The 23493-nt window shown below is 20.4% G+C and carries 33 protein-coding genes and 2 tRNA genes; 6 read left to right on the plus strand and 29 right to left on the minus strand.

Going from position 1 to position 23493, the window contains the following annotated elements:
• Window position 1: 1 nt before the first annotated feature.
• The 22 genes from secY to rpsJ form a co-directional block, all read right to left on the minus strand.
• Window positions 2–1324, minus strand: a complete 1323-nt coding sequence (secY, locus tag GJT91_RS01270) for a preprotein translocase subunit SecY (protein WP_168868447.1) — start codon at window positions 1322–1324, stop codon at window positions 2–4.
• Between the two features lie 7 nt (window positions 1325–1331).
• Window positions 1332–1760, minus strand: coding sequence for a 50S ribosomal protein L15 (rplO, locus tag GJT91_RS01275; protein WP_168868448.1), 429 nt, complete (start codon window positions 1758–1760; stop codon window positions 1332–1334).
• Window position 1761: 1 nt separating this feature from the next.
• The gene (rpmD, locus tag GJT91_RS01280; RefSeq protein WP_168868449.1) at window positions 1762–1941 is read right to left on the minus strand and encodes a 50S ribosomal protein L30; all 180 of its coding nucleotides are present in this window, start codon (window positions 1939–1941) and stop codon (window positions 1762–1764) included.
• The gene (rpsE, locus tag GJT91_RS01285) at window positions 1925–2455 is read right to left on the minus strand and encodes a 30S ribosomal protein S5 (protein ID WP_168868450.1); all 531 of its coding nucleotides are present in this window, start codon (window positions 2453–2455) and stop codon (window positions 1925–1927) included. Before rpsE ends, rpmD begins: the two co-directional genes overlap by 17 nt.
• A 20-nt stretch (window positions 2456–2475) precedes the next feature.
• Window positions 2476–2829 (minus strand): 50S ribosomal protein L18, encoded by a 354-nt coding sequence (rplR, locus tag GJT91_RS01290; RefSeq protein ID WP_168868451.1) that lies wholly within the window; start codon window positions 2827–2829, stop codon window positions 2476–2478.
• A gap of 32 nt (window positions 2830–2861) precedes the next feature.
• Window positions 2862–3395: a 50S ribosomal protein L6 gene (gene rplF / locus GJT91_RS01295; RefSeq protein WP_168868452.1), complete on the minus strand. Its 534-nt coding sequence runs from the start codon at window positions 3393–3395 to the stop codon at window positions 2862–2864.
• A gap of 18 nt (window positions 3396–3413) precedes the next feature.
• Entirely contained in the window at window positions 3414–3800 is a 387-nt protein-coding gene (gene rpsH / locus GJT91_RS01300) for a 30S ribosomal protein S8 (RefSeq protein WP_246212923.1), read from the minus strand.
• Between the two features lie 40 nt (window positions 3801–3840).
• Window positions 3841–4146, minus strand: coding sequence for a 30S ribosomal protein S14 (gene rpsN / locus GJT91_RS01305; RefSeq protein ID WP_168868454.1), 306 nt, complete (start codon window positions 4144–4146; stop codon window positions 3841–3843).
• A gap of 14 nt (window positions 4147–4160) precedes the next feature.
• On the minus strand, window positions 4161–4700 hold the full coding sequence (rplE, locus tag GJT91_RS01310) for a 50S ribosomal protein L5 (protein ID WP_168868455.1): 540 nt from the start codon (window positions 4698–4700) through the stop codon (window positions 4161–4163).
• 18 nt (window positions 4701–4718) lie between these two features.
• The gene (rplX, locus tag GJT91_RS01315) at window positions 4719–5033 is read right to left on the minus strand and encodes a 50S ribosomal protein L24 (RefSeq protein WP_168868456.1); all 315 of its coding nucleotides are present in this window, start codon (window positions 5031–5033) and stop codon (window positions 4719–4721) included.
• Between the two features lie 18 nt (window positions 5034–5051).
• The gene (rplN, locus tag GJT91_RS01320; protein ID WP_168868457.1) at window positions 5052–5423 is read right to left on the minus strand and encodes a 50S ribosomal protein L14; all 372 of its coding nucleotides are present in this window, start codon (window positions 5421–5423) and stop codon (window positions 5052–5054) included.
• Window positions 5424–5534: 111 nt separating this feature from the next.
• Complete coding sequence (gene rpsQ / locus GJT91_RS01325; protein ID WP_168868458.1) at window positions 5535–5789, minus strand: 30S ribosomal protein S17; 255 nt, start codon at window positions 5787–5789, stop codon at window positions 5535–5537.
• Window positions 5790–5796: 7 nt separating this feature from the next.
• A complete protein-coding gene (gene rpmC, locus GJT91_RS01330) occupies window positions 5797–5994 on the minus strand; it encodes a 50S ribosomal protein L29 (protein ID WP_168868459.1) in 198 nt (65 codons plus the stop codon).
• Between the two features lie 7 nt (window positions 5995–6001).
• Window positions 6002–6403, minus strand: coding sequence for a 50S ribosomal protein L16 (gene rplP, locus GJT91_RS01335; protein WP_168868460.1), 402 nt, complete (start codon window positions 6401–6403; stop codon window positions 6002–6004).
• A 12-nt stretch (window positions 6404–6415) separates the two neighbouring features.
• Window positions 6416–7123: a 30S ribosomal protein S3 gene (gene rpsC, locus GJT91_RS01340; protein WP_168868461.1), complete on the minus strand. Its 708-nt coding sequence runs from the start codon at window positions 7121–7123 to the stop codon at window positions 6416–6418.
• Window positions 7124–7138: 15 nt separating this feature from the next.
• The gene (gene rplV / locus GJT91_RS01345) at window positions 7139–7474 is read right to left on the minus strand and encodes a 50S ribosomal protein L22 (RefSeq protein WP_168868462.1); all 336 of its coding nucleotides are present in this window, start codon (window positions 7472–7474) and stop codon (window positions 7139–7141) included.
• Between the two features lie 41 nt (window positions 7475–7515).
• Entirely contained in the window at window positions 7516–7803 is a 288-nt protein-coding gene (gene rpsS / locus GJT91_RS01350; protein WP_168868463.1) for a 30S ribosomal protein S19, read from the minus strand.
• Between the two features lie 10 nt (window positions 7804–7813).
• On the minus strand, window positions 7814–8635 hold the full coding sequence (rplB, locus tag GJT91_RS01355; RefSeq protein WP_168868464.1) for a 50S ribosomal protein L2: 822 nt from the start codon (window positions 8633–8635) through the stop codon (window positions 7814–7816).
• A gap of 16 nt (window positions 8636–8651) precedes the next feature.
• Window positions 8652–8957 carry a 50S ribosomal protein L23 gene (gene rplW, locus GJT91_RS01360; RefSeq protein WP_168868465.1) on the minus strand — a complete coding sequence of 102 codons (306 nt, stop codon included), beginning with the start codon at window positions 8955–8957 and terminating at the stop codon, window positions 8652–8654.
• Window positions 8954–9559: a 50S ribosomal protein L4 gene (gene rplD / locus GJT91_RS01365; RefSeq protein WP_168868466.1), complete on the minus strand. Its 606-nt coding sequence runs from the start codon at window positions 9557–9559 to the stop codon at window positions 8954–8956. Before rplD ends, rplW begins: the two co-directional genes overlap by 4 nt.
• A 36-nt stretch (window positions 9560–9595) precedes the next feature.
• Window positions 9596–10231 (minus strand): 50S ribosomal protein L3, encoded by a 636-nt coding sequence (gene rplC / locus GJT91_RS01370; RefSeq protein WP_168868467.1) that lies wholly within the window; start codon window positions 10229–10231, stop codon window positions 9596–9598.
• 59 nt (window positions 10232–10290) lie between these two features.
• Window positions 10291–10602, minus strand: a complete 312-nt coding sequence (gene rpsJ, locus GJT91_RS01375; protein ID WP_168868468.1) for a 30S ribosomal protein S10 — start codon at window positions 10600–10602, stop codon at window positions 10291–10293.
• Between the two features lie 236 nt (window positions 10603–10838).
• Between rpsJ and ruvX the strand changes: the two genes are divergently transcribed.
• The 3 genes from ruvX to hemW all read left to right on the plus strand — a co-directional run bounded on the left by ruvX (window position 10839) and on the right by hemW (window position 13065).
• Window positions 10839–11273 (plus strand): Holliday junction resolvase RuvX, encoded by a 435-nt coding sequence (gene ruvX, locus GJT91_RS01380; RefSeq protein WP_168868469.1) that lies wholly within the window; start codon window positions 10839–10841, stop codon window positions 11271–11273.
• A gap of 73 nt (window positions 11274–11346) precedes the next feature.
• Window positions 11347–11907 carry a hypothetical protein gene (locus tag GJT91_RS01385; protein ID WP_168868470.1) on the plus strand — a complete coding sequence of 187 codons (561 nt, stop codon included), beginning with the start codon at window positions 11347–11349 and terminating at the stop codon, window positions 11905–11907.
• A 9-nt stretch (window positions 11908–11916) separates the two neighbouring features.
• The gene (gene hemW, locus GJT91_RS01390; protein WP_168868471.1) at window positions 11917–13065 is read left to right on the plus strand and encodes a radical SAM family heme chaperone HemW; all 1149 of its coding nucleotides are present in this window, start codon (window positions 11917–11919) and stop codon (window positions 13063–13065) included.
• On the opposite strand, the gene trmB is transcribed toward hemW, so the two are convergent.
• Window positions 13062–13757 carry a tRNA (guanosine(46)-N7)-methyltransferase TrmB gene (gene trmB / locus GJT91_RS01395; RefSeq protein ID WP_168868472.1) on the minus strand — a complete coding sequence of 232 codons (696 nt, stop codon included), beginning with the start codon at window positions 13755–13757 and terminating at the stop codon, window positions 13062–13064. The two genes, hemW and trmB, sit on opposite strands and share 4 nt — an antisense overlap.
• A 71-nt stretch (window positions 13758–13828) precedes the next feature.
• Here trmB and GJT91_RS01400 point away from each other — a divergent pair, with 71 nt between their 5' ends.
• The gene (locus tag GJT91_RS01400) at window positions 13829–14068 is read left to right on the plus strand and encodes an oxidative damage protection protein (protein ID WP_168868473.1); all 240 of its coding nucleotides are present in this window, start codon (window positions 13829–13831) and stop codon (window positions 14066–14068) included.
• A gap of 25 nt (window positions 14069–14093) precedes the next feature.
• Here GJT91_RS01400 and GJT91_RS01405 read toward each other — a convergent pair.
• Window positions 14094–14166, minus strand: a tRNA-Ala gene (locus tag GJT91_RS01405).
• A gap of 28 nt (window positions 14167–14194) precedes the next feature.
• A tRNA-Ile gene (locus GJT91_RS01410) sits at window positions 14195–14268 on the minus strand.
• A 1442-nt stretch (window positions 14269–15710) separates the two neighbouring features.
• Between GJT91_RS01410 and asnS the strand changes: the two genes are divergently transcribed.
• Window positions 15711–17114: an asparagine--tRNA ligase gene (gene asnS / locus GJT91_RS01415; RefSeq protein ID WP_168868474.1), complete on the plus strand. Its 1404-nt coding sequence runs from the start codon at window positions 15711–15713 to the stop codon at window positions 17112–17114.
• An 80-nt stretch (window positions 17115–17194) separates the two neighbouring features.
• The gene (locus tag GJT91_RS01420) at window positions 17195–18346 is read left to right on the plus strand and encodes a porin (protein WP_168868475.1); all 1152 of its coding nucleotides are present in this window, start codon (window positions 17195–17197) and stop codon (window positions 18344–18346) included.
• Between the two features lie 77 nt (window positions 18347–18423).
• Here the strand turns inward: GJT91_RS01420 and GJT91_RS01425 are convergent, their stop codons facing one another.
• The 4 genes from GJT91_RS01425 to serC form a co-directional block, all read right to left on the minus strand.
• Window positions 18424–19056 (minus strand): MBL fold metallo-hydrolase, encoded by a 633-nt coding sequence (locus GJT91_RS01425; RefSeq protein ID WP_168868476.1) that lies wholly within the window; start codon window positions 19054–19056, stop codon window positions 18424–18426.
• A gap of 103 nt (window positions 19057–19159) precedes the next feature.
• On the minus strand, window positions 19160–20824 hold the full coding sequence (rpsA, locus tag GJT91_RS01430; protein ID WP_168868477.1) for a 30S ribosomal protein S1: 1665 nt from the start codon (window positions 20822–20824) through the stop codon (window positions 19160–19162).
• A gap of 217 nt (window positions 20825–21041) precedes the next feature.
• Window positions 21042–22355: a 3-phosphoshikimate 1-carboxyvinyltransferase gene (gene aroA / locus GJT91_RS01435; protein ID WP_168868478.1), complete on the minus strand. Its 1314-nt coding sequence runs from the start codon at window positions 22353–22355 to the stop codon at window positions 21042–21044.
• Between the two features lie 39 nt (window positions 22356–22394).
• Window positions 22395–23492: a 3-phosphoserine/phosphohydroxythreonine transaminase gene (gene serC / locus GJT91_RS01440; RefSeq protein ID WP_168868479.1), complete on the minus strand. Its 1098-nt coding sequence runs from the start codon at window positions 23490–23492 to the stop codon at window positions 22395–22397.
• Between the last annotated feature and the right edge of the window lies 1 nt (window position 23493).

The raw sequence follows: 23493 nt of genomic DNA on the forward strand, positions 1-23493 counted from the left end.
ATTATTTTAAGTTAATTTTTTTAAGTATAGATTCATATTGATTAGACATAATTAACGTTTGAATTTGTGAAATAAAATCCATAATTACAACTACAACTATAAGTAGTGATGTTCCACTAAAATAAAATGGTACATTTATTATGTTACGTAAAAATTCAGGAATTAAACAAATAAAAGTAATATATATACTTCCAGTAAGTGTTAATCGCATAATTATTTTTTTTATATATTTAGATGTTTGTTTACCTGGACGGATACCAGGAATATAAGCACCTGATTTTTTTAAATTATCAGCTGTTTCTTTAGGATTAAATACTAAAATAGTATAAAAAAAACAAAAAAATATAATTGCAGATATATATAATATTATATATATAGGTTGTCTTGGTTGTAAAGATATAGAAATAATATGTAACCAATTTAAATTAGTCATATTATTAAACCATGAAAATATAGTAGAAATAAATAATATAATACTAGAAGAAAAAATTGCAGGAATTACTCCAGACATGTTAATTTTTAATGGTAAATGAATATTTTGTTGTGTATACATTTTTTTTTCGTAATTTCTTCTTGCGTATTGCACAATTATTTTTCTTTGTCCTCCTTCTATAAAAACAACAAATAAAGTTATAAAAAATATTAAAAATAATAAAATCAAAATTGTAAAAAAATTTAAATCTCCTTGTTTTGTTTGTTGTATTATTTGTCCAATCGCAGAAGGTAATCCAGCAATTATACCAATAACAATAATAATTGAAACTCCATTTCCTATTCCTTTTTTTGTAATTTGTCTTCCTAACCACATTAAAAATGTTGTACCAGTAATTAAACTGAAGATAGAAATCATAAAATAATAAATATCAGGATTTAAAACTAAATTTTTCATATTTGGTATATGCAATAATCCTGTAGTGATACCTATTGCTTGTATAATAGATAAAATTAATGTAGCATATTTAGTATATTTATTAATTTTTTTTCTTCCAGATTCTCCTTCTTTTTTTAAAAGAATAAAAGTAGGATGAATAGATGTTAAAATTTGAATAATAATAGATGCAGAAATGTAAGGCATAATTCCTAATGCAAAAATAGAAGCTCTACTAAGAGCACCACCAGAAAACATGTTTAACATGTCAAGTATAGTACCATGTTTCTTTATAATTAATGTATGTAAAAGACTCACATTAATTCCTGGAATTGGTATAAATGAACCTATGCGGTAAATAATTAAAGAAACTATTAAAAAAACTATCCTTTTTTTTAACTCATTAAATCCATTTTTAGTACTTTGAAAATTTAATTGGTTAAATGATTTAATCATTTATTATTTATTCCTCAATTATACCACCTAATTTTTTAATAATGATTTTAACACTTTTTGTACAATGTAATTTAATTATTTTTTTTGATGAGTTTAGATTTCCTGTATTAATAATTTTTACATACTTAATTTTTTTATTTATAATTTTAGTTGATTTTAGAATATTTAAATCTATATAATCACCTTTTATTTTTGATAAATCATCTAATCTAATTTCTTTAAAATAATTTTTTTTTCTTGATTTAAATCCAAATTTAGGTAATCTACGATATAAAGGTGTTTGTCCTCCTTCAAATGATCTATTAATATTATAACCAGAACGAGATTTTTGTCCTTTATGGCCTCTACCACAAGTTTTTCCTTTGCCAGAACCAATTCCACGTCCTAATCTTTTTTTATTATTTTTTATTTTAAAAAATAAAGTATTTAAATACATATTAATTATTAACCTTTATCATATAAGATATTTTTTTTATCATTCCTAAAATACTGGGTGTATTTTTTCTTATAACAGTATGTCCAATATGTTTTAATCCTAAACTAATTAAAATTGATTTATGTTTAGGTAATCTACCTATAGAACTTTTAATTTGTGTAATTCTAACATTTTTTAACACTTCTCATATTCCTTTTTATTTCTTCTATAGTTTTATTTCTTTTTGCAGCAATCATTCTTAATGATCGTATATTAGATAATCCTTTAATAGTTGCTCTAACAACATTTATTGGATTTGTTGAACCATATGATTTTGCTAAAATATTATAAATTCCTGCAACTTCTAATACAGCTCTCATCGCTCCTCCAGCAATAATACCAGTACCTTCATAAGCAGGTTGCATAAATACAAATGAACCAGTATGATAACCATAAATTGGATATTGTACTGTATTATTTTTGATAATAATATTAATCATGTTCTTTTTAGCTTTTTCCATAGCTTTTTGTATCGCACTAGGTACCTCTTTAGATTTTCCATAACCAAAACCAATTTTTCCTTTTCCATTCCCCACCACAGTTAAGGCTGTAAAAGAAAAAACACGTCCTCCTTTTACAGTTTTAGATACTCTATTAACAGAAATTAATTTTTCTTTTAATTCATTATTTTGATTTTTATTATTATAAATATTCATAATTTTTTTTAATATTAATGTTAAAATTTTAAACCTGAATAACGAGCTGCTTTAGCTAATTCCTTAATTCGTCCATGATATTTAAATCCTGAGCGATCAAAAGATACATTTAAAATACCCTTTTTAATAGATCTATTAGCTATTTTATTTCCTACTAAAATAGCAGCTTTTATATTTCCGGTATATTTTAATTTTTTTTTTATTTTTGATTCTAAAGTTGATGCTGTTACTAAAATCTTATTATTTTTGGAAATTACTTGTGCATATATATGACGAGAAGTACGATGTATTAATAGACGTGTTATTTTAAATTTTTGTAAATTTTTACGAAATTTAGTAATTCTCCGTATACGAGTAATTTTTTTATTATTCATGATATTGATGTTAAATAACCTTATTTTATATCTTATTTTTTTTTAGTTTCTTTAATTTTTATTTTTTCGTCACTATATCTAATTCCTTTACCTTTATATGGCTCAGGAGGACGATAAGATCTTATATTTGCAGCAACTTGTCCTAATAATTGTTTATCTAATCCTTTTAATATTATTTCATTTTGATTTAAACATTCTCCTACAATACTTTTAGGTAAAGTATAAGATATTAAATGTGAAAATCCTAATGATAAATTTAATTTATTATTTTTAATTGAAATTTTATAACCTACTCCGAATAATATTAATTTTTTTTTAAATCCCTTTGTAACTCCAATAATCATAGAATTAATAAGAGACCGAGTAGTACCCGCTTGTGCCCATCCATTTTTACATTCAAAAATTGGTTTAAATGATAATTGATTTTTTGCAAAAAATATTTTTACTTTTTTATTAACAGTATTTTCTAATATTCCATTTTTACCTTTAACACTTATATTCTGTTTTTTTATAAAAATTTTTACATTACTAGGAATAATAATTAATTTTTTAGCTATTCTAGACATTATTGTATATACCTTTTTTTAGGATACATAACATATTATTTCACCACCTATCCCATAAAGACGTGCTGTATAATCAGTCATTATTCCTTTAGATGTAGATATAATAGCAATACCTAAACCTGCCATTACTTTAGGTAAAAAAATTTTTTTTTTATAAATTCTTAATCCTGGACGACTCACACAATGTATTTTTTCTATTACTCCTTTTCCTTTAAAATATTTTAAATTTATTTCTAATTTTAGGTTTTTATTTTTTATTAAATTAAAATTTTCTATATATCCTTCAATTTTTAAAATATTTGCAATAGATTTTTTTATTTTTGAATATTGCATGGTTACTTTAGATTTATGTGAAAATTGTCCGTTACGAATGTGTGTTAACATATCTGCAATTGGTGATTGTATACTCATATTAATATTTTATCCTATATTATTTTATAATAAATTACCAACTAGCTTTCTTTAATCCAGGAATATCTCCTCTCATTGCTGCTTCTCTAAATTTAATTCTACTTAAACCAAATTTTCTTAAAAAAGCATGTGGTCTACCAGTTAATTTACATCTATTTCTTTGTCTAGAAATACTAGAATCTCGTGGTAAAGATTGTAATTTAAAAATCGCCTCCCAACGAGATTTATCCGATGTATTAATATTAGAAATAATTTTTTTCAATTTTTTTCTTTTTAAAAAAAATTTTTTTCCTAATTTAATACGTTTTAATTCTCGTACTTTAACAGATTCTTTAGTCATTTTATTTACCTTATTTATGTCCGAAATGGAAAATTAAATTCTTTAAATAAAGCATAACTTTCTTTAATTGATGTTTTATTAGTTGTTATTGCAATATCTAAACCTCGTATATGATCTATTTTATCAAAATTAATTTCTGGAAAAATGATTTGTTCTTTTATACCTATATTATAATTACCATTTTTATCAAAAGATTTTTTAGATAAACCTCTAAAATCTCTAATTCTTGGAATTGCTATCCATAATAAACGTTCAAAAAAATCCCACATTCTTTTTTTTCTTAAAGTTACTTTACATCCAATAGGATATCCTTTTCTTATTTTAAAACCAGATATAGATTTATGTGACTTAGTTATTATAGGTTTTTGTCCACTAATAACAGTTAAATCATTAATAGCATTATTTAAATGTTTTTTATCCAAAATAACTTTACCTACTCCCATATTTAAAGTAATTTTTTTTATACAAGGAACTTGCATAATAGAATTATATTTAAAATCTAATATTAATTTTTTTACTATTTTATTTTTATAATAATTATATAATTTTGACATATAATAATAATCCTTGATTTATTCAATATACTTATTATTTGATTTAAAGAATCTTTTTTTTCTTCCTTGAATATATCGAATACCAATTCGATCAGCTTTTTCTGTTTCTTTATTAAAAATAGCAATATTAGAAATATGGATAGCCGCTTCTTTTTCGATAATTCCTCCTGTATGTGACCTTGTCGGATTAGGTTTACTATGTTTTTTAATAATATTGATACCTTCTATTATTACTAATTTTTTTTTTATAAAATATTTTATTTTTCCCGTTTTACCTTTATCTTTGCCCGTTAATATAATTACTAAATCATTACAACGTAATTTACGTATCATAAATTTATATCTCTTTATTTAAATTACTTCGGGAGCTAATGAAATAATTTTCATAAATTTTTCATTTCTTAACTCTCTAGTAATAGGACCAAAAATTCTTGTCCCAATTAATTGTTCATTACTATCATTTAATAAAACACATGAGTTATTATCAAAACGAATTATAGAACCATCAATACGTCGTATTCCTTTTTTAGTTCTTACTACTACTGCTTTTAATACATCTCCTTTTTTTACCTTTCCTCTAGGAATAGCATCTTTTATGGTAATTTTAATTATATCACCAATATTTGCATAACGACGACGAGTTCCTCCTAATACTTTAATACACATTACACTACGAGCTCCGGAATTATCTGCAACATTTAATATTGTATGTTCTTGTATCATAATGATTATCTTTATATATAAATTTATATAATAATTAAAGTAATTTTATTTATAAAATTATTATTAAATAAATTTTATTATTTATTGTTAATTAATGAAAGGATTATATGATTAAATTATTGTTTTTTTTATGATGTTAACTAAAATCCAAGATTTAGTTTTTGATAATGGACGACATTCTTTAATTTCAACAATATCTCCAATATTACATATATTTTTTTCATCATGAACATGTAATTTTGTAGTACGATTAATAAACTTACCGTAAACTGGATGTTTTATTAATCTTGTGATATTTACTACAATTGATTTTTGCATTTTATTGCTTTTAACCTTTCCTTTTAAGATTTTTATTTTTTTTTTCATAATATTATTATAACTTTTTTACTTTTCTTTGTAATAAAATTGTTTTTATTCTTGCGATATTTTTTCTTGATTTTTTTAATAAATGATTTTGTTTTAAATTTCCTGAATTTAATTGTATTTTCAAATTAAATTGTTCTCTTGCTAAACTTAATAATTCATTTTTCAATTCTTTATTATTTTTTTTTAAAATTTCATTCATTTTCATATATTTTTTATTTCTTTAAAAAAATTGTTTGAACAGGTAATTTTGCAGAACCTAATTTAAATGCTTTACGAGCTATTATTTCTGATACTCCATCAATTTCATATAACATTCTACCTGGTTGAACTAAAGCTACCCAATATTCTACATTTCCTTTCCCTTTACCCATTCTAACTTCTAGAGGTTTTTCTGTAATAGGTTTATCTGGAAAAATTCTTATCCATATTTTACCTTGTCTTTTAATTGCATGACTTATAGCTCTTCTTGCTGATTCAATTTGTTTTGAAGTAATTCTTCCTCTATTTACAGCTTTTAATCCATAAGTTCCAAAATTAATATCCATTCCTACAATCATACCCCTATTTCTTCCTTTTTGCATTTTTCTAAATTTAGTACGTTTTGGTTGTAACATTAAAACCCCTTTTTACTTACGTCTTTTTTTATGTTGCATCCTATAATTTTTTATAATAGGTTTTGTAAAAATTGATGTTTCTTTTAAAGAATTTTTTAATATTTCTCCTCTAAAAATCCAAACTTTAACACCTATTATTCCATAAGTAGTATTTGCTTCTGATATACTAAAATCTATATCAGCTCTTAAAGTATGCAAAGGCACTCTTCCTTCTCTATACCATTCTGTTCTTGCAATTTCAGTACCTCCTAAACGACCACTAACTTTTACTTTAACTCCTTTAGCACCTAATCTCATTGCATTTTGTACTGCTCTTTTCATTGCTCTTCTAAACATTACTCTTTTTTCTAATTGTGAAGATATAATATTAGCAATTAATTTAGCTTCTAATTCAGGTTTTCTTATTTCTGTTATATTAATTTGTGCGGGTACTCCTGTAATTTTAGATACAGTTTTTCTAAGTTTTTCAACATCTTCTCCTTTTTTACCTATAACTATACCAGGACGTGCTGTATAAATATTAATTCTAATACTTTTAGAGGGTCTTTCTATTATAATTTTTGATACAGAAGCTTTTATTAATTTTTTATTTAAAAATTGCCTCACTTTAAAATCACTATATAAATAATTAGCATAATCTTTTGTATTAGCAAACCAAATAGAATTCCATATTTTTACAATACCTAATCGTAATCCATTTGGATGTGTTTTTTGTCCCATTAATATTTTCTCCAATTATGTATTATCAGATAATATAATAGTAATATGACTTGTGTATTTTAAAATCCGATCTGAACGTCCTTTTGCACGCGGCATAATACGTTTCATATTAGTTCCTAAATCTATAAATATTTTTAATACAATTAAATTATCAATATCTAAGCCATAATTATGCTCAGCATTTGCTATAGCTGAATTTAATACTTTTTTAATTAAAAAAGCGGATTTTTTATTAGAAAAATTTAAAATATCTAAAGCTTTAGATATTTTTGCCCCTCTAATTAAATTAGCTATTAATCTTAATTTTTGTGCAGAAGAATATGCATATTTATGTTTTGCTAAAATTTCCATTTTTCTCCTTACTAAAGTAAGTATTTATTTATAATTAATAATTACTTTTTTAAATTTTTTTTAATTTTTTTATCAGCAGTATGCCCTCTGTATGTACGTGTTGGTGAAAATTCACCTAATTTATGACCAACCATTTCGTCAGAAATATATACTGGAATATGTTGTCTACCATTATGTACAGCAATAATTAATCCTATCATATTCGGAAATATAGTAGAACGTCTAGACCAAGTACGTAATGGTTTTTTATTTTTATTTTTTATTGCTTTTTCAACTTTTTTTAATAAATGCTTATCAATAAAAGGACCTTTTTTTAGAGAACGAGGCATGTGTTATCCCTTATTTATTACGATGTTTAATAATATATTTATCTGTTCTTTTATTTTTTCTTGTTTTTTTACCTTTAGTTTGTACTCCCCAAGGAGTTACAGGATGTTTTCCAAAATTTTTACCTTCTCCACCACCATGTGGGTGGTCTATTGGATTCATTGCTGTCCCTCTAACAGTAGGTCTAATTCCTTTCCAACGTTTTGCTCCTGCTTTCCCAAAAGATTTTAACATATGTTCATTATTACCAATCTCACCTAATGTGGCACGACAATCAGATTTTATCTTACGAATTTCTCCTGATTTTAATCTTAAAGTTATATATAATTTTTCTTTAGCAATTAATTGTACATATGTTCCAGCTGATCTAGCTATTTGACCACCTTTTCCTGGTTTCATTTCAACATTATGTAAAATAGAACCTACTGGAATATTACACATTGGTAATGTATTACCAATTTTTATACTAACATTTTTTCCTGATTTAATAATATTGCCAATTTTTAAATTTTTTGGAGATAAAATATAATTTCTTACTCCATCTTTATATTTAATTAATGCAATATGAGCTGAACGATTAGGATCATATTCAATACGTTCAACTATAGCAGAAATATTATCTTTATTTCTTTTAAAATCTATAATACGATATAATTTTTTATGTCCTCCTCCGATATGACGAGTTGTTATACGACCATAATTATTTCTACCTCCTGATCGCTTTTTTTTTCCTATTTGAGAAGATAAAGGTTTGCCTTTATATAAATATTTATTAACAATTTTAATCATATGACGTCTTCCTGGAGAAGTAGGTTTATATTTTTTAATTGTCATATTCTTAATTTTATCCTTATAAATTTTGATTTATATTAAAATTAATATTTTGATTTTTTTCTAAAAAAATATATGCTTTTTTCCAACTATTACGTTGATAAGTATATTTTTTATTTTTTTTAAGTTTACCCTTTACAAGTAAGGTATTAACATTTTTAATGTTAATATTAAAAATTTTTTTTATTGCTCTTTTAATATCTATTTTTGTTGCTTTTTTAGAAACCTTTATAGTTAAAACATTATTTTTTTCAGAAATAAAAGAAGACTTTTCGGAAAAGTGTGGGCCTTTTATAATTTTAAAATCTTGTTCTTTTAAAATCATGATAATATCTCTTCTATATGTTTAATAGCATTAATAGTAATTATTATTTTATTTGCATTTATTAAATAAAGAGGATTTATATTAATAGAATTTTTTATTTTTATGTTATATAAATTACGAGATGCTAAAAATAAATTTTTATCAATAAATGTTGTAATAATCATTATTTTATTTGATAAATATTTTTTTAATTTTTGAATTAATATTTTAGTTTTAGGTTTTTTCACTATAAGTTCTTTTATTAAAATTAATCTTTTTTTTCTAATTAATTCTGAAAAAATACTTTTTAATGCACCACGAAACATTTTTTTATTAATTTTTTTATTATATATTTTATTTTTTGACGCAAAAGTAACTCCACCTGAACGCCAAATTGGACTTTTTACAGAACCTGCTCTAGCTTTTCCTGTTCCTTTTTGTTTCCATGGTTTTTTTCCAGATCCTATTACTTCTCCCCTTGTTTTTTGAGCTTTTGTTCCTTGTCTTCCTATTGTTCTATAAGATTCGATTACTTGATGTATTAATGATTTGTTATAATTTCTATTAAAAATTTTATCTGAAACTATAACTATATCTTTTGTATCTTTTGTTATAATTTCCATTATATTACCTAGCTAACATGTTTATAATATTATTTATTAAAATTTAATTGCTGGTTTAACAATTACATTACTCCCCGTATAACCAGGTATAGCACCTTTTATTAATAATAAATTTTTTAAAAGATCTATTTTAATAATATGTAAATTTTGAACAGTAATTTTTTTATTACCTAATTGTCCAGCCATTTTTTTTCCTTTAAATACTTTTCCAGGAGTTTGGTTTTGTCCAATTGATCCAGGAACTCTATGTGATAAAGAATTACCATGACTAGCATCTTGTGTTTTAAAATTCCATCTTTTTACAGTACCTGAAAAACCTTTTCCTTTTGATATTCCAGTAACATCAACTTTAACTATTTTTTTAAAAATATTAATATTTAATTTTTGTCCTACATAAAATTGATTTTTATAATTATTAGAAAGACGATATTCCCATAAAATATATCCTGCTTCAGTTTTAGCTTTTGCAAAATGTCCTATTTCAGCTTTATTAATTCTGTTAGTTTTTTTAAAACCTGTTGTCATTTGTATCGCATTATAACCATTATTTAAAATATTTTTAATTTGTGTAACACGAATATTTTCAAATTGTATAACAGTTATTGGAATAGATATTCCAGTTTCATTAAAAATTCTAGTCATACCCATTTTTTTTCCAACTAATCCAATCATTATTATATATACTCCACATTATTATTAATAATGTTTAAAAAAAATTGTGATAAATTTTCCTAACCTAAACTAATTTGAACATCAACTCCAGCTGCTAAATCTAAACGCATTAATGCATCTACAGTTTTTTCTGTGGGTTCTATAATATCAACTAAACGTTTATGAGTACGAATTTCATATTGATCTCTTGCATCTTTATTTACGTGAGGTGAAATCAATATTGTAAATTTTTCTTTGCGAGTAGGCAAAGGTATAGGACCACGAACTTGAGCACCAGTACGTTTAGCAGTTTCAACGATTTCCGCTGTTGATTGATCAATCAAACGATGATCAAAAGCTTTAAGACGAATACGGATTCTTTGGTTCTGCATTAGACCAGAGCCTCCCATTTTAAAATTAAAATGACCCTCTATAAATTTAAAATAATATTGAGAGCACCTATTTGATAATATTAAAAACAATAATCATATTATTATGACTTATAAAGTATTAATAAAGCAATATATTTTAATTTATAAAATTAAAAAAACTATATAATAATAATTATTATTATTTATAATAAAATATTATTTTAATTAAAATTATCTTAAATAAGAAAATATTTGATATGGAAAAAAATTGTAATAATATAACGCTATTAGCATTTGATTATGGAACCAAAAATATAGGAGTAGCTGTTGGACAAAGTATTATACGTATAGCACATACATTGAAAGTTATTAAAAATAAAAAATCTGGTATTATTAATTGGATAATATTAAATAATTTAATAAATGAATGGAATCCTAAAAAAATTATAGTAGGATTACCATTACAAATGGATGGAAGTCAACAATATATTACTGTTTTGACTAAAAAATTTGCTTATTATATAAAAAAAAAATTTAATATAAATGTAGAATTACATGATGAAAGATTAAGTACTGTTGAAGCTAAATATATTTTATTTAAATATGGAGGATGGAAAAAACTCAAAAAAAAAAATATTAATTCTTTATCTGCGTCAATTATTTTACAAAGTTGGTTTGAAAAAAATAAATAAAATTTTTTCTTAAATTAAATATTTAATATAAAAAATTTTTATAGTAAATATTTTCGAAATAATAAAGGAACTTATGATAATAACAATATTTTTATATAAAACTTTAATAGAAATAATAATATTAATTTTTTTATTACGATTATGGATTTTTTTTACTATAAATAATAATTGTAATTCTTTTACAAAATTTATTATTTTATTAACAGAAATATTTTTAATATATATTAAAAATATTATTTCTAATATAAAAAAAAATGAGTTTTTATCTTTATTAACATTAATATTTTTAATATTTATTAAATATCCAACAATAATATTATTACAAAATGGAAATCTATTTTATCATAATTTAATTTTTTATATATTTATTAGTATTGTAATTTTATTAAAATCTTTTGGATATTTATTTTTTTGGATAATAAATGTATATTTAATTACTAATTTTATAAACATTAAATATAATAATTTTAATTATATTTTAGAAAAATTAGTAAATCAAATTTTAAATTCTATAAAAAAAATTTTTCCCAATATTTATAATATAAACTTATGTTTATTTATAATTAATTTAATTTTATATTTAGTTAATAATTTATTAAAAAATTTTTTTCCTCAATTTTGGTTTTTAATATAATTAAATTATATGATTAATTTAAATCAATATCCATATAGTTTATATATTCATATTCCTTGGTGTTTAAAAAAATGTCCTTATTGTGATTTTTATTCTTCTATTTTTATTAAAAAAAATAAAAAAATACAAAAAAAATATATAAATAGTTTATTACTTGATTTAGAAAAAGATTTATTTTTGATTAAAAAGAATATTTATATTACAAGTATTTTTTTAGGAGGTGGGACTCCAAGTTTAATAGATTCAAAATTAATTTTTTTTTTGATAAATAAAATAAGAAAAAAAGTTTATGTATCAAAATTTGCAGAAATTACTATTGAAATAAATCCATCATCTATTTCTGAAAAAAAAATTATAAATTATATAAAAAGTGGAATTAATCGTTTTTCATTAGGAATACAAAGTTTTAATGACAAAAATTTAAAAATTTTAGGAAGATTACATACCTCTAAAGAGGCTATAAATGCAATTAATATTTTAATTAAAAATAAAATATCAAATTTTAACTTAGATTTAATCTATGGTATACCAGGACAATCATTAAAAAGTGCTTGTAATGATTTATATAAGGCTATTTCATTTCAACCTAATCATATTTCTTGGTATCAATTAACTATTGAAAAAAATACAATTTTTGAAAAATATAAACCTAAAAATCTTTTAGATGATAATTTATTATGGAAAATGTTTATACAAGGTATAAAAATATTAAAAAAAAATAAATATTCTCAATATGAAATTTCTTCTTTTGTTAGAAAAAAAAATTATATGTGTAAACATAATTTAAATTATTGGTATTTTGGAAATTATTTAGGAATTGGTTGTTCAGCTCATAGTAAAATAAATATTTTAAATAATCAAATTATTAGAATTGTTAAAAACAAAAATATAAAACAATATATAAATGGATATTTTATATCATATAAAAAAAAAATTTTATTAAAAGATATAGTTTTTGAATTTTTTTTAAATCGTTTTCGTTTATATACAAAAATTAATAAAATAGAATTTCAAAAACTATTAAATATAAATAATAATATTCATTATTGTATTAAAAAAGCATTAAAATTAGGATATTTACAAGAAAATGATAATTTTTTATTTGTAACGAATAAAGGACATTTATATTTAAATGATTTGTTAGAAATTTTTCTTTAAAAAAAAGATATTTTTTGATATTCTATACAATATATTATTTTTTTTTCTCTTTTGGCTTTATCTAAAAATTTTGTACTTAAAGTTAATGGATTAAAATTTTTATATATATTTTTATATTGATTAGATTTAAAAATTAAAAATTGATTTTGATATTTAAAATTTTCAATACAAGAAATAATATCAAGGTAATAATCTTTACAATCAGTAACTATATATAATAATCCATTATTTTCTAATTTATTAAACATTATTTGAATAAAATTTATTTTTAATAATCTCCTTTTTTTATGTTTTAATTTTGGCCATGGATCTGGAAAATATAATTGAATTAATTTTATTGAATTATTAGGAATCATATATTTAAAAACAAAAAAAACATCACAATAAATCAATCTTAAATTTTTAATATTATTTTTTATAATAGATTTAAGACAATTGATAATTCCTGGTAAATATACTTCTACTGCAATAAAATTATATTGTATATTATTAATAGCTAAATTAATTATATTATTATCTTTACCAAAACCTATATCAAATATAATTGGTAATTTATTATGAAAATAATATTGAAAATTTATTATTTTATTTTGTTTTTTAATATTAAAAAAATTAAAATATTTAGAAAAAAATATATTATTAAATTTTGTTAATTTTCTATAACGACAGATAAAACTCTTAATATTATTCATATTATTTATGTAAATATTATTTTAATTATAATATATATAAATTAATTAAATTTAAAATTATAGGTTATATAATGTCAAAAAAAATTTTTTGTATTTATTTTCAAACAAAATTAGAAAAATTAAATCATAAGGTATATCCTGGTAACATAGGTAATATTATTTTTTATCATATATCTAAAAAAGCATGGTTAAAATGGCTAATTTATCAAACTAAAATAATTAATGAAAAAAAATTAAATATGATAAAAGAAAAAAATATTATTTTACTAGAAAATGAAATGATTAAATTTCTTTTTTTAAAAAAAAAATAAACCCATAAAATAACAAAAATATTTATGGAGCTAAGCGGAATTGAACCGCTGACCCTCTGCGTGCAAAGCAGATGCTCTACCATCTGAGCTATAGCCCCTTTATTTTTTATATTTTCTTTAAACTTTTAGGCTTGAGTGGACTTGAACCACCGACCTCACCCTTATCAGGGGTGTGCTCTAACCATCTGAGCTACAAGCCTATCATATAAAAAATATAATATGTAATTATCCATAACTAAAATTAAAAGTCAACCTAAATATTTTTTTATTTTATTAATATTAATTTTATTTTTTTATAATAAAATTTATAATAATAATAATTATAAAAAAAATAATTAAATATATAAAAATTGAAATTAATCATTTTTAAAAAATATATTTTTTACAATTAAATTAAAAATTAAAAAAAATTAAATATACATATTTATTAAAAAGTTAATAATTTAATTAAATTTTTTAAAAAAAAATAATAAAATTCAAGATATTTAGAATATATTAATTCTTAATAAAATTTTAAAATATTTTAAATTGAAATTAAATAAATATAAAAATATAATGTAAAATAATTAAATTAGAGATTTTAAAAAATATAATTTAATGCAATTAATACATCTTAAAATAAAAAATTATTAAAATTTAAATAAAATTATTAAATTATTTATAATATAACTATTAAAAAATTAATTAAAAAAATAAAGAAAATAGAAGTTTTAATCTAAAAATTTTTAAAATTTAGATATTAAAATTATTAATAAAATAAATAAAATTTTTATTAATAAAAATGATATATTTTTAATTTTAGTATAAATTTAATAAATAAAAATTTAAAAAAGATAAAATAATATAATTAATAAAAGAATTAATAATTATATAAATTTGTTATTAGTAACCATATATAATATAAAAATAATTATGATATTTAACAGATTAACTAAAATATAAAAAATTATTATTAATCTATATATATATTCAAATTATGTTATACTAATTTACAGGAAAATATGTTTTTAATAAAATTAGAAAATTAATAAAAAATAATAAAATTTAAATTCTATAGGAATAATTTATTTAAAAATTATAATCATTTATATTTTAAATATAACTTAAATTAGTATTTTATTTTGTTATACTAATAAATATATTTATTCATTTTATAATAATATTTTTAAATTTTTTTTAAAATATTAAAATTTTTTAAATTATAATATGTTATTTTTTTCTATAAATAAGTATGAACTAAAAAATATTTAGATAATATATTAATAAAATTATCAAAATTATTTTTTAATTAAAATATAAAAAAATTTATTTAATTAATATTAATTTAATTTTAAAAATAAATTAATAATATAAACTAAATTTTTTTTATTATTTAAAAATATATAAAAAACTTAAAAAATTATAATAAAATTTTATTATTATTCAATTTTTTAAGAAAAAATTTTATTTATTAAAAATATAATTTTTTTAAATTAAATTTTAAATAAAAATAAACATATTTAATATATTAAATTTAAATAAAAATAATTGTAATTATAATTTTGATAATTTAGAATAAAAATTCTAATACAAATATTTTAGTATAATTTTTTAATATAAAATAAAATTTTAAAATTTAAAAATCTAAATAAAGAGTAAAATTATGTGTTTAATCTCTAGTATATCGCAATTAATAACTAGTGAAAAAAAAATTAATAGTGAAATATCTATAGGAGGTTGGGTACGTAATAGAAGACATTCTAAAATAGGTATTACTTTTATTAATTTATATGATGGTTCTTGTTTAGAAGATATTCAAATCATTGCTAATAATAAATTAAATAATTATGAAAATGAAATTTTATTTATTACCAGTGGTTGTTCTTTAAAAGTTATAGGAAAATTAAAAATTTCACCTAAAAAAATACAAAAATATGAAATACATGCTTTAAAAATAAAAATTACAGGATGGGTTAAGAATCCAGGAAAATATCCCATTTCACCTAAAAAACATAGTTTAAAATATTTAAGAGAAGTATGTCATTTACGTTCTAGAACTACAATAATCAGTAGTATTACTAGAATTAGACATAATATAGCATTATATATACATAATTTTTTAAATAAAAAAAAATTTTTTTGGATAAATACTCCTTTAATTACTACTTTAGATACTGAAGGTTCTGGAAAAATGTTTAAAGTATCTACTCTAGATTTTGTAAATTTAAAATATAAAAAAAATAAAAAAGATTTTTATAAAAACGATTTTTTTGGAAAAGAATCATTTTTAACTGTTTCAGGACAATTAAATTTAGAAACATATGCTTGTTCTATGTCTAAAGTTTATACATTTGGTCCCACTTTTAGAGCAGAAAATTCTAATACTAAACGTCATTTAGCTGAATTTTGGATGTTAGAAATAGAAATAGCATTTACGAATTTAAAAAATCTTATAAAATTTGCAGAAAAAATGTTAAAAAATATTTGTAAATATATTTTACATTATCATGAAAATGAAATTTCTTTTTTATCTAAAAAAACAGAAAATAATTTATTTATTAAAATTAATAAAATTTTATTAAATAAATTTATTATAATTAAATATACTAAAGTTATAGAAATTTTAAAAAATTGTAAAAAAAAATTTTCTAACCCCATAAAATGGGGAGAAGATCTTTTTATAGAACATGAAAAATATCTAACAAATAAATATTTTAACAATCCTATAATAATATATAATTATCCTAAAAAAATTAAAGCTTTTTATATGTATTTAAATAATGATGAAAAAACTGTAGCATCAATGGATTTATTATTACCAGATATTGGAGAAGTTATTGGAGGTTCTCAAAGAGAAAATAGAATAGAAATATTTGATAAAAGATTAAAAGAATTTAAACTTAATCAAAATGATTATTGGTGGTATCGTGATTTAAGAAAATATGGAACTGTTCCTCATTCCGGATTTGGTTTAGGTTTTGAAAGATTAATATCTTATATTACTGGTTTATATAATATTAGAGATGTTATACCATTTCCAAGAACTCCATATAATGCTAAATTTTAAAAATTTTTTATAAATATAAAAAATAATAAATTTTTAATTTATATCAATGAATAATAATTTTATTAATCAGGATAAAAAATATGAAATTTAATATATTTAAAATTTTAATACCTTTTGTACTATCAATAAGCGTTGTTAACGCTAGTGAAATTTATAACAATAATGGACAAAAAATAGATTTATACGGATTTTTAGAACTTAAAAATAGTGTTTCTAAAAATAATGTTAAAGTTTCTGAAAAATATAGAGATACTGCATCAAATGTTATTCTAGGTATTAAAGGAGTTACCCATATATTTGATGATATTTATGGTTATGCACAATTAGAATATAGTTTACCAATAAATGAAGTTGAAACCAGTAAAAATATTCATCCATCAATTCATTTAGGATTTATAGGTATAATTTTTAATCATGGTAATAATTCTATAGATTATGGAAGAAATTATGGTATATTATATGACGTAACTTCTTATATGAAAAAAAATTCTTTTTTTGAAAAAAATTTTATGTATGATAAGAATGATTATTTTATGTTTGGCAGAACTAATAATCTTCTAACATATAGAAATAGAAATTTTTTTGGATTAATGAAAGGATTAGATTTTGCTTTACAATATAAAAATTCTGATCAAAATTATGATAATAATAATAAAAATTATTTAGAAAATAATAGAAAAGGATGGGGTACTTCTATTAGTTATAAATTAGGAAATACAGGAGTAAGTATTTCAGGAGCTTATTTTAATTTTTTAAATATAATTAATAAAGATAAAAAAGTTTTCTCTAATGCTGATAAAAATTTTAATAACAAAAATAAAGATATTAATACTTATTCAATCGGAGCTAAATATCAAAAAAATAATATTTATTTAGCAGCAGTTTTTAGTGGTTCTTATAATGGATTAAAATATATGGATTATTATGAAAATTTATTTGCTCATAAAATTAAAAATTTAGAAATTGTTGGACAATATAAATTTGATGATAATTTAAGAACTACTATATCATACACACAATCACAAGGATATGATATTCCTCCTGGAGTTAATTATGCTGGTGGTAATATAGATTTATCAAAATATATTTTAATTAATACAATTTATAAATTTAGTAAAAATTTTTCTGCTTATGTAGGTTATCGTATTAGTTTATTAAGTAATGAATATATTAAAAGTAATAGAATTTTTAATGGAAATCTTTTAGGTATAGGTATAACTTATAATTTTTAATAATGGAAAAATAAATATTTTAACTAACTATTTTTAATTTTTTAATTTTACAAAAAATAAATTTTAAATAGTTAGTTTTATTTTTTATATATAATATTATTATTGATAATTTCTTTATAAATTATTGTTTTTTTCCCATGTCCAGGTAAAATTATATTATTTATTCCTAATGGAATTATATTTTTTTGAATAGAATTCATTAAAATATGAAAATTACCTTTTGGTAAATCTGTTCTTCCTATGTTATTTTTAAAAATAATATCTCCTGATATTAAAATATTATTTAATTTATTAAAAAAAATAATATGACCAGGACTATGACCGGGACAATGATATATTTTAAAAATAACTTTACCTATATTTACAATTTGATTATTTTTTAACCATATATTATTTTTAAATATACATTTTGGTAGTTGAAAAATTTTATTTTGTAATTTTATATTTTTTAACCAAAAAATATCTTTTTTATGTGGTCCTAAAATAGGTATTTGATAAAAATTAGATAATATATCAGCTGCACCAATATGATCTAAATGACAATGAGTTATTAATATTTTTCTTATATTTACTTTATATATGCTTATAATTTTTATAATTTTTTGATATTCACCACCGGGATCAATAATAGCTGCCTTTAATGTTTTTTTACACCATATTAAATAACAATTTTGTTTAAAATTTGTTACGGGTATAGATATATATTTCATATGAATTACTGTTTATATATTTTATACAAAAAAAATATATTAAAAAATATTTTTAAATTTTTTAAAATTACTTAATTTAAATTTTTGTTAAATAAAAAAATTATTATTCACATTTAGCTGCTTTAAAAGCCTCTGTCATTGCGTTAGAAAAATTACTATTTTTAGTATTATTATTTTTTTTAATAATTTTATTTTCTAATGTCTTCATATTAATAATAATATTCACTATTCTAGTTTTACGGTCAATATTATTTATTTTTCCTTCTATATTTTGTCCTATTTTAAGATATTTTAATATATTTTCAATTTTATAATTTTTATATTCAGATAATTTAATATTACCTAATATACCGTTATTTAATTTTATTTTAATATTTTTAATATCTTTACTAGTAATAGTTCCTTTCACTTTATGATTTTTTTGTTGTTTTTTTAAATAAAAATTTAAAGGATCTTCTATTAATTGTTTAATTCCTAAAGAAATTCTTTCCCTTTCTGGATCTACTTGTAAAACCATAGTTGTAATGTTTTCACCTTTTTTATATTTATATACTTCATTTTCACCATTATTTATCCATGATAAATCAGATAAATGAACTAAACCATCTATTCCTCCAATTAAACCTATAAAAATACCAAAATCTGTTATTGATTTTATTTTTCCTTCTACATGATCTCCTTTATTATAATTTTTTGAAAATTCTAACCATGGATTTAAAGTACATTGTTTAATTCCTAAAGAAATTCTCCTTCTTTCTTCATCAATATCTAATACCATAACTTTTATTTTATCATTAACAGTTACTACTTTAGTAGGATGTATATTTTTATTTGTCCAATCCATTTCTGATATATGTACTAATCCTTCTACTCCTTCTATAATTTCAACAAAACAACCATAATCTGTTAAATTAGTAACACGACCGACTAATGTACTATTTTCAGGATAACGTTTAGATATAGAAACCCAAGGATCTTCTCCTAATTGTTTTAATCCTAATGAAACACGAGTTTTTTCTTTATCAAATTTTAATATTTTTATTAAGATTTCTTCTCCAATACTAACAATTTCACTAGGATGTTTTACTCTTTTCCATGCCATATCTGTAATATGCAATAATCCATCTACTCCTCCTAAATCTACAAAAGCTCCATAATCAGTAAGATTTTTAACTAAACCTTTTATTTCCATTCCTTCATATATAGTATTAAGTAATTGATTTCTTTCAGCACTATTTTCTAATTCTATTACTGATTTTCTAGATACAACAACATTATTACGTTTTCTATCTAGTTTGATAACTTTAAAATCTAGTTCTTTCCCTTCTAAATGAGAAGTATCTCTAATTGGTCTAATGTCTACTAAAGAACCTGGTAAAAAAGATCTAATACCATAAAGATCTACAGTAAAACCACCTTTTACTTTTCCATTAATAATTCCTTTAATATTATCATTTTTTAAATTTGCTTTTTCTAATATTAACCAAGCTTCATGCCTTTTAGCTTTTTCTCTAGAAAGTATGGTTTCACCAAATCCATCTTCTATGGAATCTAATGCAACATCAATTTTATCTCCTATTTTTATTTCAATATCACCTTGAGAATTTTTAAATTGAGTAATAGGAATAAAAGATTCTGATTTTAATCCAGCATCCACTAAAACAACATCTTTTTCAATAGAAATAACAGTACCAGTAATTATTGATCCTAAATTAATAATTTTATTTTTTAATGATTTTTCAAATAATTCAGTAAAACATTCACTCATATTAGTAACTTTTAAATATTTATTAAAAATATATACTTAAATCATATTTAGTATTATTTTTTAAAAAACTCATATAATCCTTATATGAGAATGAAATGAAATATATAAGTTAATTTAATTATATAAAATATAATTTATTTTAAAGTTAACATTAATAATATTTTTCTGCAACTACATATATAAATTTTTTAAATATTCTTATTAACAAATATTTAAATTATTTTTCTTTATTATTTTTACTATTATAAAAACTTATTTTTTGTAATTCTTTAAAAAAATTAGGATATGTTTTATTTGTACATTTAGGATTAATAATACTTACAGAATTATTTGAAAGTGCTAATAAAGAAAAACACATAGCAATACGATGATCATTATAAGTTTCAACAATAATTTTTTTTATTTTTTTAGGAGGAGTAATTATAATATAATCTTTACCTGTGATAATTTTTGCTCCTGTTTTTTTTAATTCATTAGACATTGCTTTTAAACGATCAGTTTCTTTGACACGCCAATTATATATATTTTTAATAGTTGTAATTCCATTTGCAAATAAACTAGTAACAGCTATGGTCATAGCTACATCTGGGATATGATTCATATCCATATTTATGGATTTTAAAATGTTTTTAGTACAACTAATATAATTTTTTCCATAATGTATAATGGCACCCATTTTTTTTAAAACATTTGCATATTTTATATCTCCTTGTATACTATTTTTAGTAATATTTTTGATTTTTACTGTCCCTCCTTTAATAGCTGCTGCAGATAAAAAATATGATGCAGAAGATGCATCTCCTTCTATAAGATATTCTCCAGGAGAAATATAACTTTGTTTGCCTAAAATTTTAAAATGTTTATAATTATTATTTTGTACATTTACTCCAAAAACTTTCATTAATTTAATTGTTATATCGATATACGGTTTTGATACTAAATTACTATTTATAATAATTGAAATATCTTTTTTTATTAGAGGACTAATTAGTAATAAAGATGTTAAAAATTGACTTGATATAGAACCTTCTATTTTAATATTTTTAATGTTTTTAAAACCTCCTTTTATCTGTATAGGAGGAAAATTTATATTTTTTAAATATTTTATAATAGCTCCACAATTTGTTAAAGTATCTACAAGATGTTTAATAGGCCTTTCTTTCATACGTGGATCACCAGTTAAAATAATATCACATTTTTTATTTAATGAAAGTAAAGCAGTTAAAGGTCTTATTACTGTACCAGCATTACCAAGATACAATTTTAATTTTTTTTGTGGATTAATAATTCCATTATTCCCTGTAATTTTACATATTGTTTTATTATTTGATAATAAAAATTTTATACCTAATAACTTTAATGCTTTTAACATGTAATTAACATCATCACTATTAAGTAAATTTATTAATTTAGTATTACCTTTAGCTAAGGAAGCTAATAATAATACTCTATTAGAAATACTTTTTGATCCAGGTAATATTATAGAACCTTGAATTTTTTCTATAGGTTTTAAAACTAAAATATTTTTCATAATATAATTTTTAAATTAAATTTAAAATAATCATAACATTTATGAATACATTTTTTCGAAATTATTCATAAAATTTATTAGTTTTTCAACTCCTTCTATAGGCATAGCATTATATATTGATGCTCTAATTCCTCCTATTATTTTATGTCCTTTAAGATAAATTAATCCAATATCTTGTGCTTTTTTTAAAAAAATATTTTCTTTTTTAGGGTTTTTTAAGTGAAAAACAACATTTGTTATAGATCTATTTTGTTTATCTATTTTATTTATATAAAAATTACTATTATCTATAGTTGAATATAATAATTGTGCTTTTTTTTTATTTATTTTACTAATATATTTTATTCCACCTTTTTTTTTCAACCACTTTAATACTAATCCGGATAAATATAAAGAAAATGTAGGAGGAGTATTAAACATTGAATCATGTTGAGAAATAATTTGATAATCTAATACTGAAGGTAATTCTTTACGTTTTTTATTAATATTATTTATTATTAAATTTTTTTTTATAATAATAATAGTTAAACCTGCAGGACCTATATTTTTCTGAACACTAGCATATATCATTCCATAATTTTGAATATTTATTTTTTGTGTAAGTATAGAGGATGATAAATCTGCTATAATAATTTTATTTTTTAATTTAGGTTCTTCATTTATTGCAATTCCTTCTATAGTTTCATTAGGACAATAATGAACATATTTTGTATTATTATTTAAATCCCAATCTTTTATTTTTTTTATATAATATTTTCCATTTTTTTTTTTTACAGGATTAATTATATTAGGTTTACAGTATTTTTTTGCTTCTTTTATAGCTTGATTAGACCAATGACCAATATTAATATAATCAGCTGTTTCATTATAAGATAATAAATTCATAGGTATAGCTGAAAATTGTGTTCTAGCTCCACCTTGACAAAATAATATTTCGTATTCTAAGGGTATATTCATTAATTCACGTAAATTATTTTTTATATCTATCATTAATTTAATAAATTCATTATTACGATGACTAATTTCCATAACAGAAATATTCAAATTATTCCAATTTGTAAATTCATTTTGTGCTTTTTTTAATACTTCATAAGGTAATGCAGCGGGACCAGGACTAAAGTTAAATACTTTTTTCATT

This window comes from Enterobacteriaceae endosymbiont of Donacia semicuprea (genome assembly GCF_012570535.1).
Classification (GTDB): Bacteria; Pseudomonadota; Gammaproteobacteria; order Enterobacterales; family Enterobacteriaceae.

Excerpts from the sequence above, each read along its gene's own strand:
- secY (WP_168868447.1), bottom strand. The coding sequence starts at position 1,324 with ATGATTAAATCATTTAACCAATTAAATTTTCAAAGTACTAAAAATGGA.
- rplO (WP_168868448.1), bottom strand. The coding sequence starts at position 1,760 with ATGTATTTAAATACTTTATTTTTTAAAATAAAAAATAATAAAAAAAGA.
- rpsE (WP_168868450.1), bottom strand. The coding sequence starts at position 2,455 with ATGAATATTTATAATAATAAAAATCAAAATAATGAATTAAAAGAAAAA.
- rplR (WP_168868451.1), bottom strand. The coding sequence starts at position 2,829 with ATGAATAATAAAAAAATTACTCGTATACGGAGAATTACTAAATTTCGT.
- rplF (WP_168868452.1), bottom strand. The coding sequence starts at position 3,395 with ATGTCTAGAATAGCTAAAAAATTAATTATTATTCCTAGTAATGTAAAA.
- rpsN (WP_168868454.1), bottom strand. The coding sequence starts at position 4,146 with ATGACTAAAGAATCTGTTAAAGTACGAGAATTAAAACGTATTAAATTA.
- rplE (WP_168868455.1), bottom strand. The coding sequence starts at position 4,700 with ATGTCAAAATTATATAATTATTATAAAAATAAAATAGTAAAAAAATTA.
- rplX (WP_168868456.1), bottom strand. The coding sequence starts at position 5,033 with ATGATACGTAAATTACGTTGTAATGATTTAGTAATTATATTAACGGGC.
- rplN (WP_168868457.1), bottom strand. The coding sequence starts at position 5,423 with ATGATACAAGAACATACAATATTAAATGTTGCAGATAATTCCGGAGCT.
- rpsQ (WP_168868458.1), bottom strand. The coding sequence starts at position 5,789 with ATGAAAAAAAAAATAAAAATCTTAAAAGGAAAGGTTAAAAGCAATAAA.
- rpmC (WP_168868459.1), bottom strand. The coding sequence starts at position 5,994 with ATGAAAATGAATGAAATTTTAAAAAAAAATAATAAAGAATTGAAAAAT.
- rplP (WP_168868460.1), bottom strand. The coding sequence starts at position 6,403 with ATGTTACAACCAAAACGTACTAAATTTAGAAAAATGCAAAAAGGAAGA.
- rpsC (WP_168868461.1), bottom strand. The coding sequence starts at position 7,123 with ATGGGACAAAAAACACATCCAAATGGATTACGATTAGGTATTGTAAAA.
- rplV (WP_168868462.1), bottom strand. The coding sequence starts at position 7,474 with ATGGAAATTTTAGCAAAACATAAATATGCATATTCTTCTGCACAAAAA.
- rpsS (WP_168868463.1), bottom strand. The coding sequence starts at position 7,803 with ATGCCTCGTTCTCTAAAAAAAGGTCCTTTTATTGATAAGCATTTATTA.
- rplB (WP_168868464.1), bottom strand. The coding sequence starts at position 8,635 with ATGACAATTAAAAAATATAAACCTACTTCTCCAGGAAGACGTCATATG.
- rplW (WP_168868465.1), bottom strand. The coding sequence starts at position 8,957 with ATGATTTTAAAAGAACAAGATTTTAAAATTATAAAAGGCCCACACTTT.
- rplD (WP_168868466.1), bottom strand. The coding sequence starts at position 9,559 with ATGGAAATTATAACAAAAGATACAAAAGATATAGTTATAGTTTCAGAT.
- rplC (WP_168868467.1), bottom strand. The coding sequence starts at position 10,231 with ATGATTGGATTAGTTGGAAAAAAAATGGGTATGACTAGAATTTTTAAT.
- rpsJ (WP_168868468.1), bottom strand. The coding sequence starts at position 10,602 with ATGCAGAACCAAAGAATCCGTATTCGTCTTAAAGCTTTTGATCATCGT.
- ruvX (WP_168868469.1), top strand. The coding sequence starts at position 10,839 with ATGGAAAAAAATTGTAATAATATAACGCTATTAGCATTTGATTATGGA.
- GJT91_RS01385 (WP_168868470.1), top strand. The coding sequence starts at position 11,347 with ATGATAATAACAATATTTTTATATAAAACTTTAATAGAAATAATAATA.
- hemW (WP_168868471.1), top strand. The coding sequence starts at position 11,917 with ATGATTAATTTAAATCAATATCCATATAGTTTATATATTCATATTCCT.
- trmB (WP_168868472.1), bottom strand. The coding sequence starts at position 13,757 with ATGAATAATATTAAGAGTTTTATCTGTCGTTATAGAAAATTAACAAAA.
- GJT91_RS01400 (WP_168868473.1), top strand. The coding sequence starts at position 13,829 with ATGTCAAAAAAAATTTTTTGTATTTATTTTCAAACAAAATTAGAAAAA.
- asnS (WP_168868474.1), top strand. The coding sequence starts at position 15,711 with ATGTGTTTAATCTCTAGTATATCGCAATTAATAACTAGTGAAAAAAAA.
- GJT91_RS01420 (WP_168868475.1), top strand. The coding sequence starts at position 17,195 with ATGAAATTTAATATATTTAAAATTTTAATACCTTTTGTACTATCAATA.
- GJT91_RS01425 (WP_168868476.1), bottom strand. The coding sequence starts at position 19,056 with ATGAAATATATATCTATACCCGTAACAAATTTTAAACAAAATTGTTAT.
- rpsA (WP_168868477.1), bottom strand. The coding sequence starts at position 20,824 with ATGAGTGAATGTTTTACTGAATTATTTGAAAAATCATTAAAAAATAAA.
- aroA (WP_168868478.1), bottom strand. The coding sequence starts at position 22,355 with ATGAAAAATATTTTAGTTTTAAAACCTATAGAAAAAATTCAAGGTTCT.
- serC (WP_168868479.1), bottom strand. The coding sequence starts at position 23,492 with ATGAAAAAAGTATTTAACTTTAGTCCTGGTCCCGCTGCATTACCTTAT.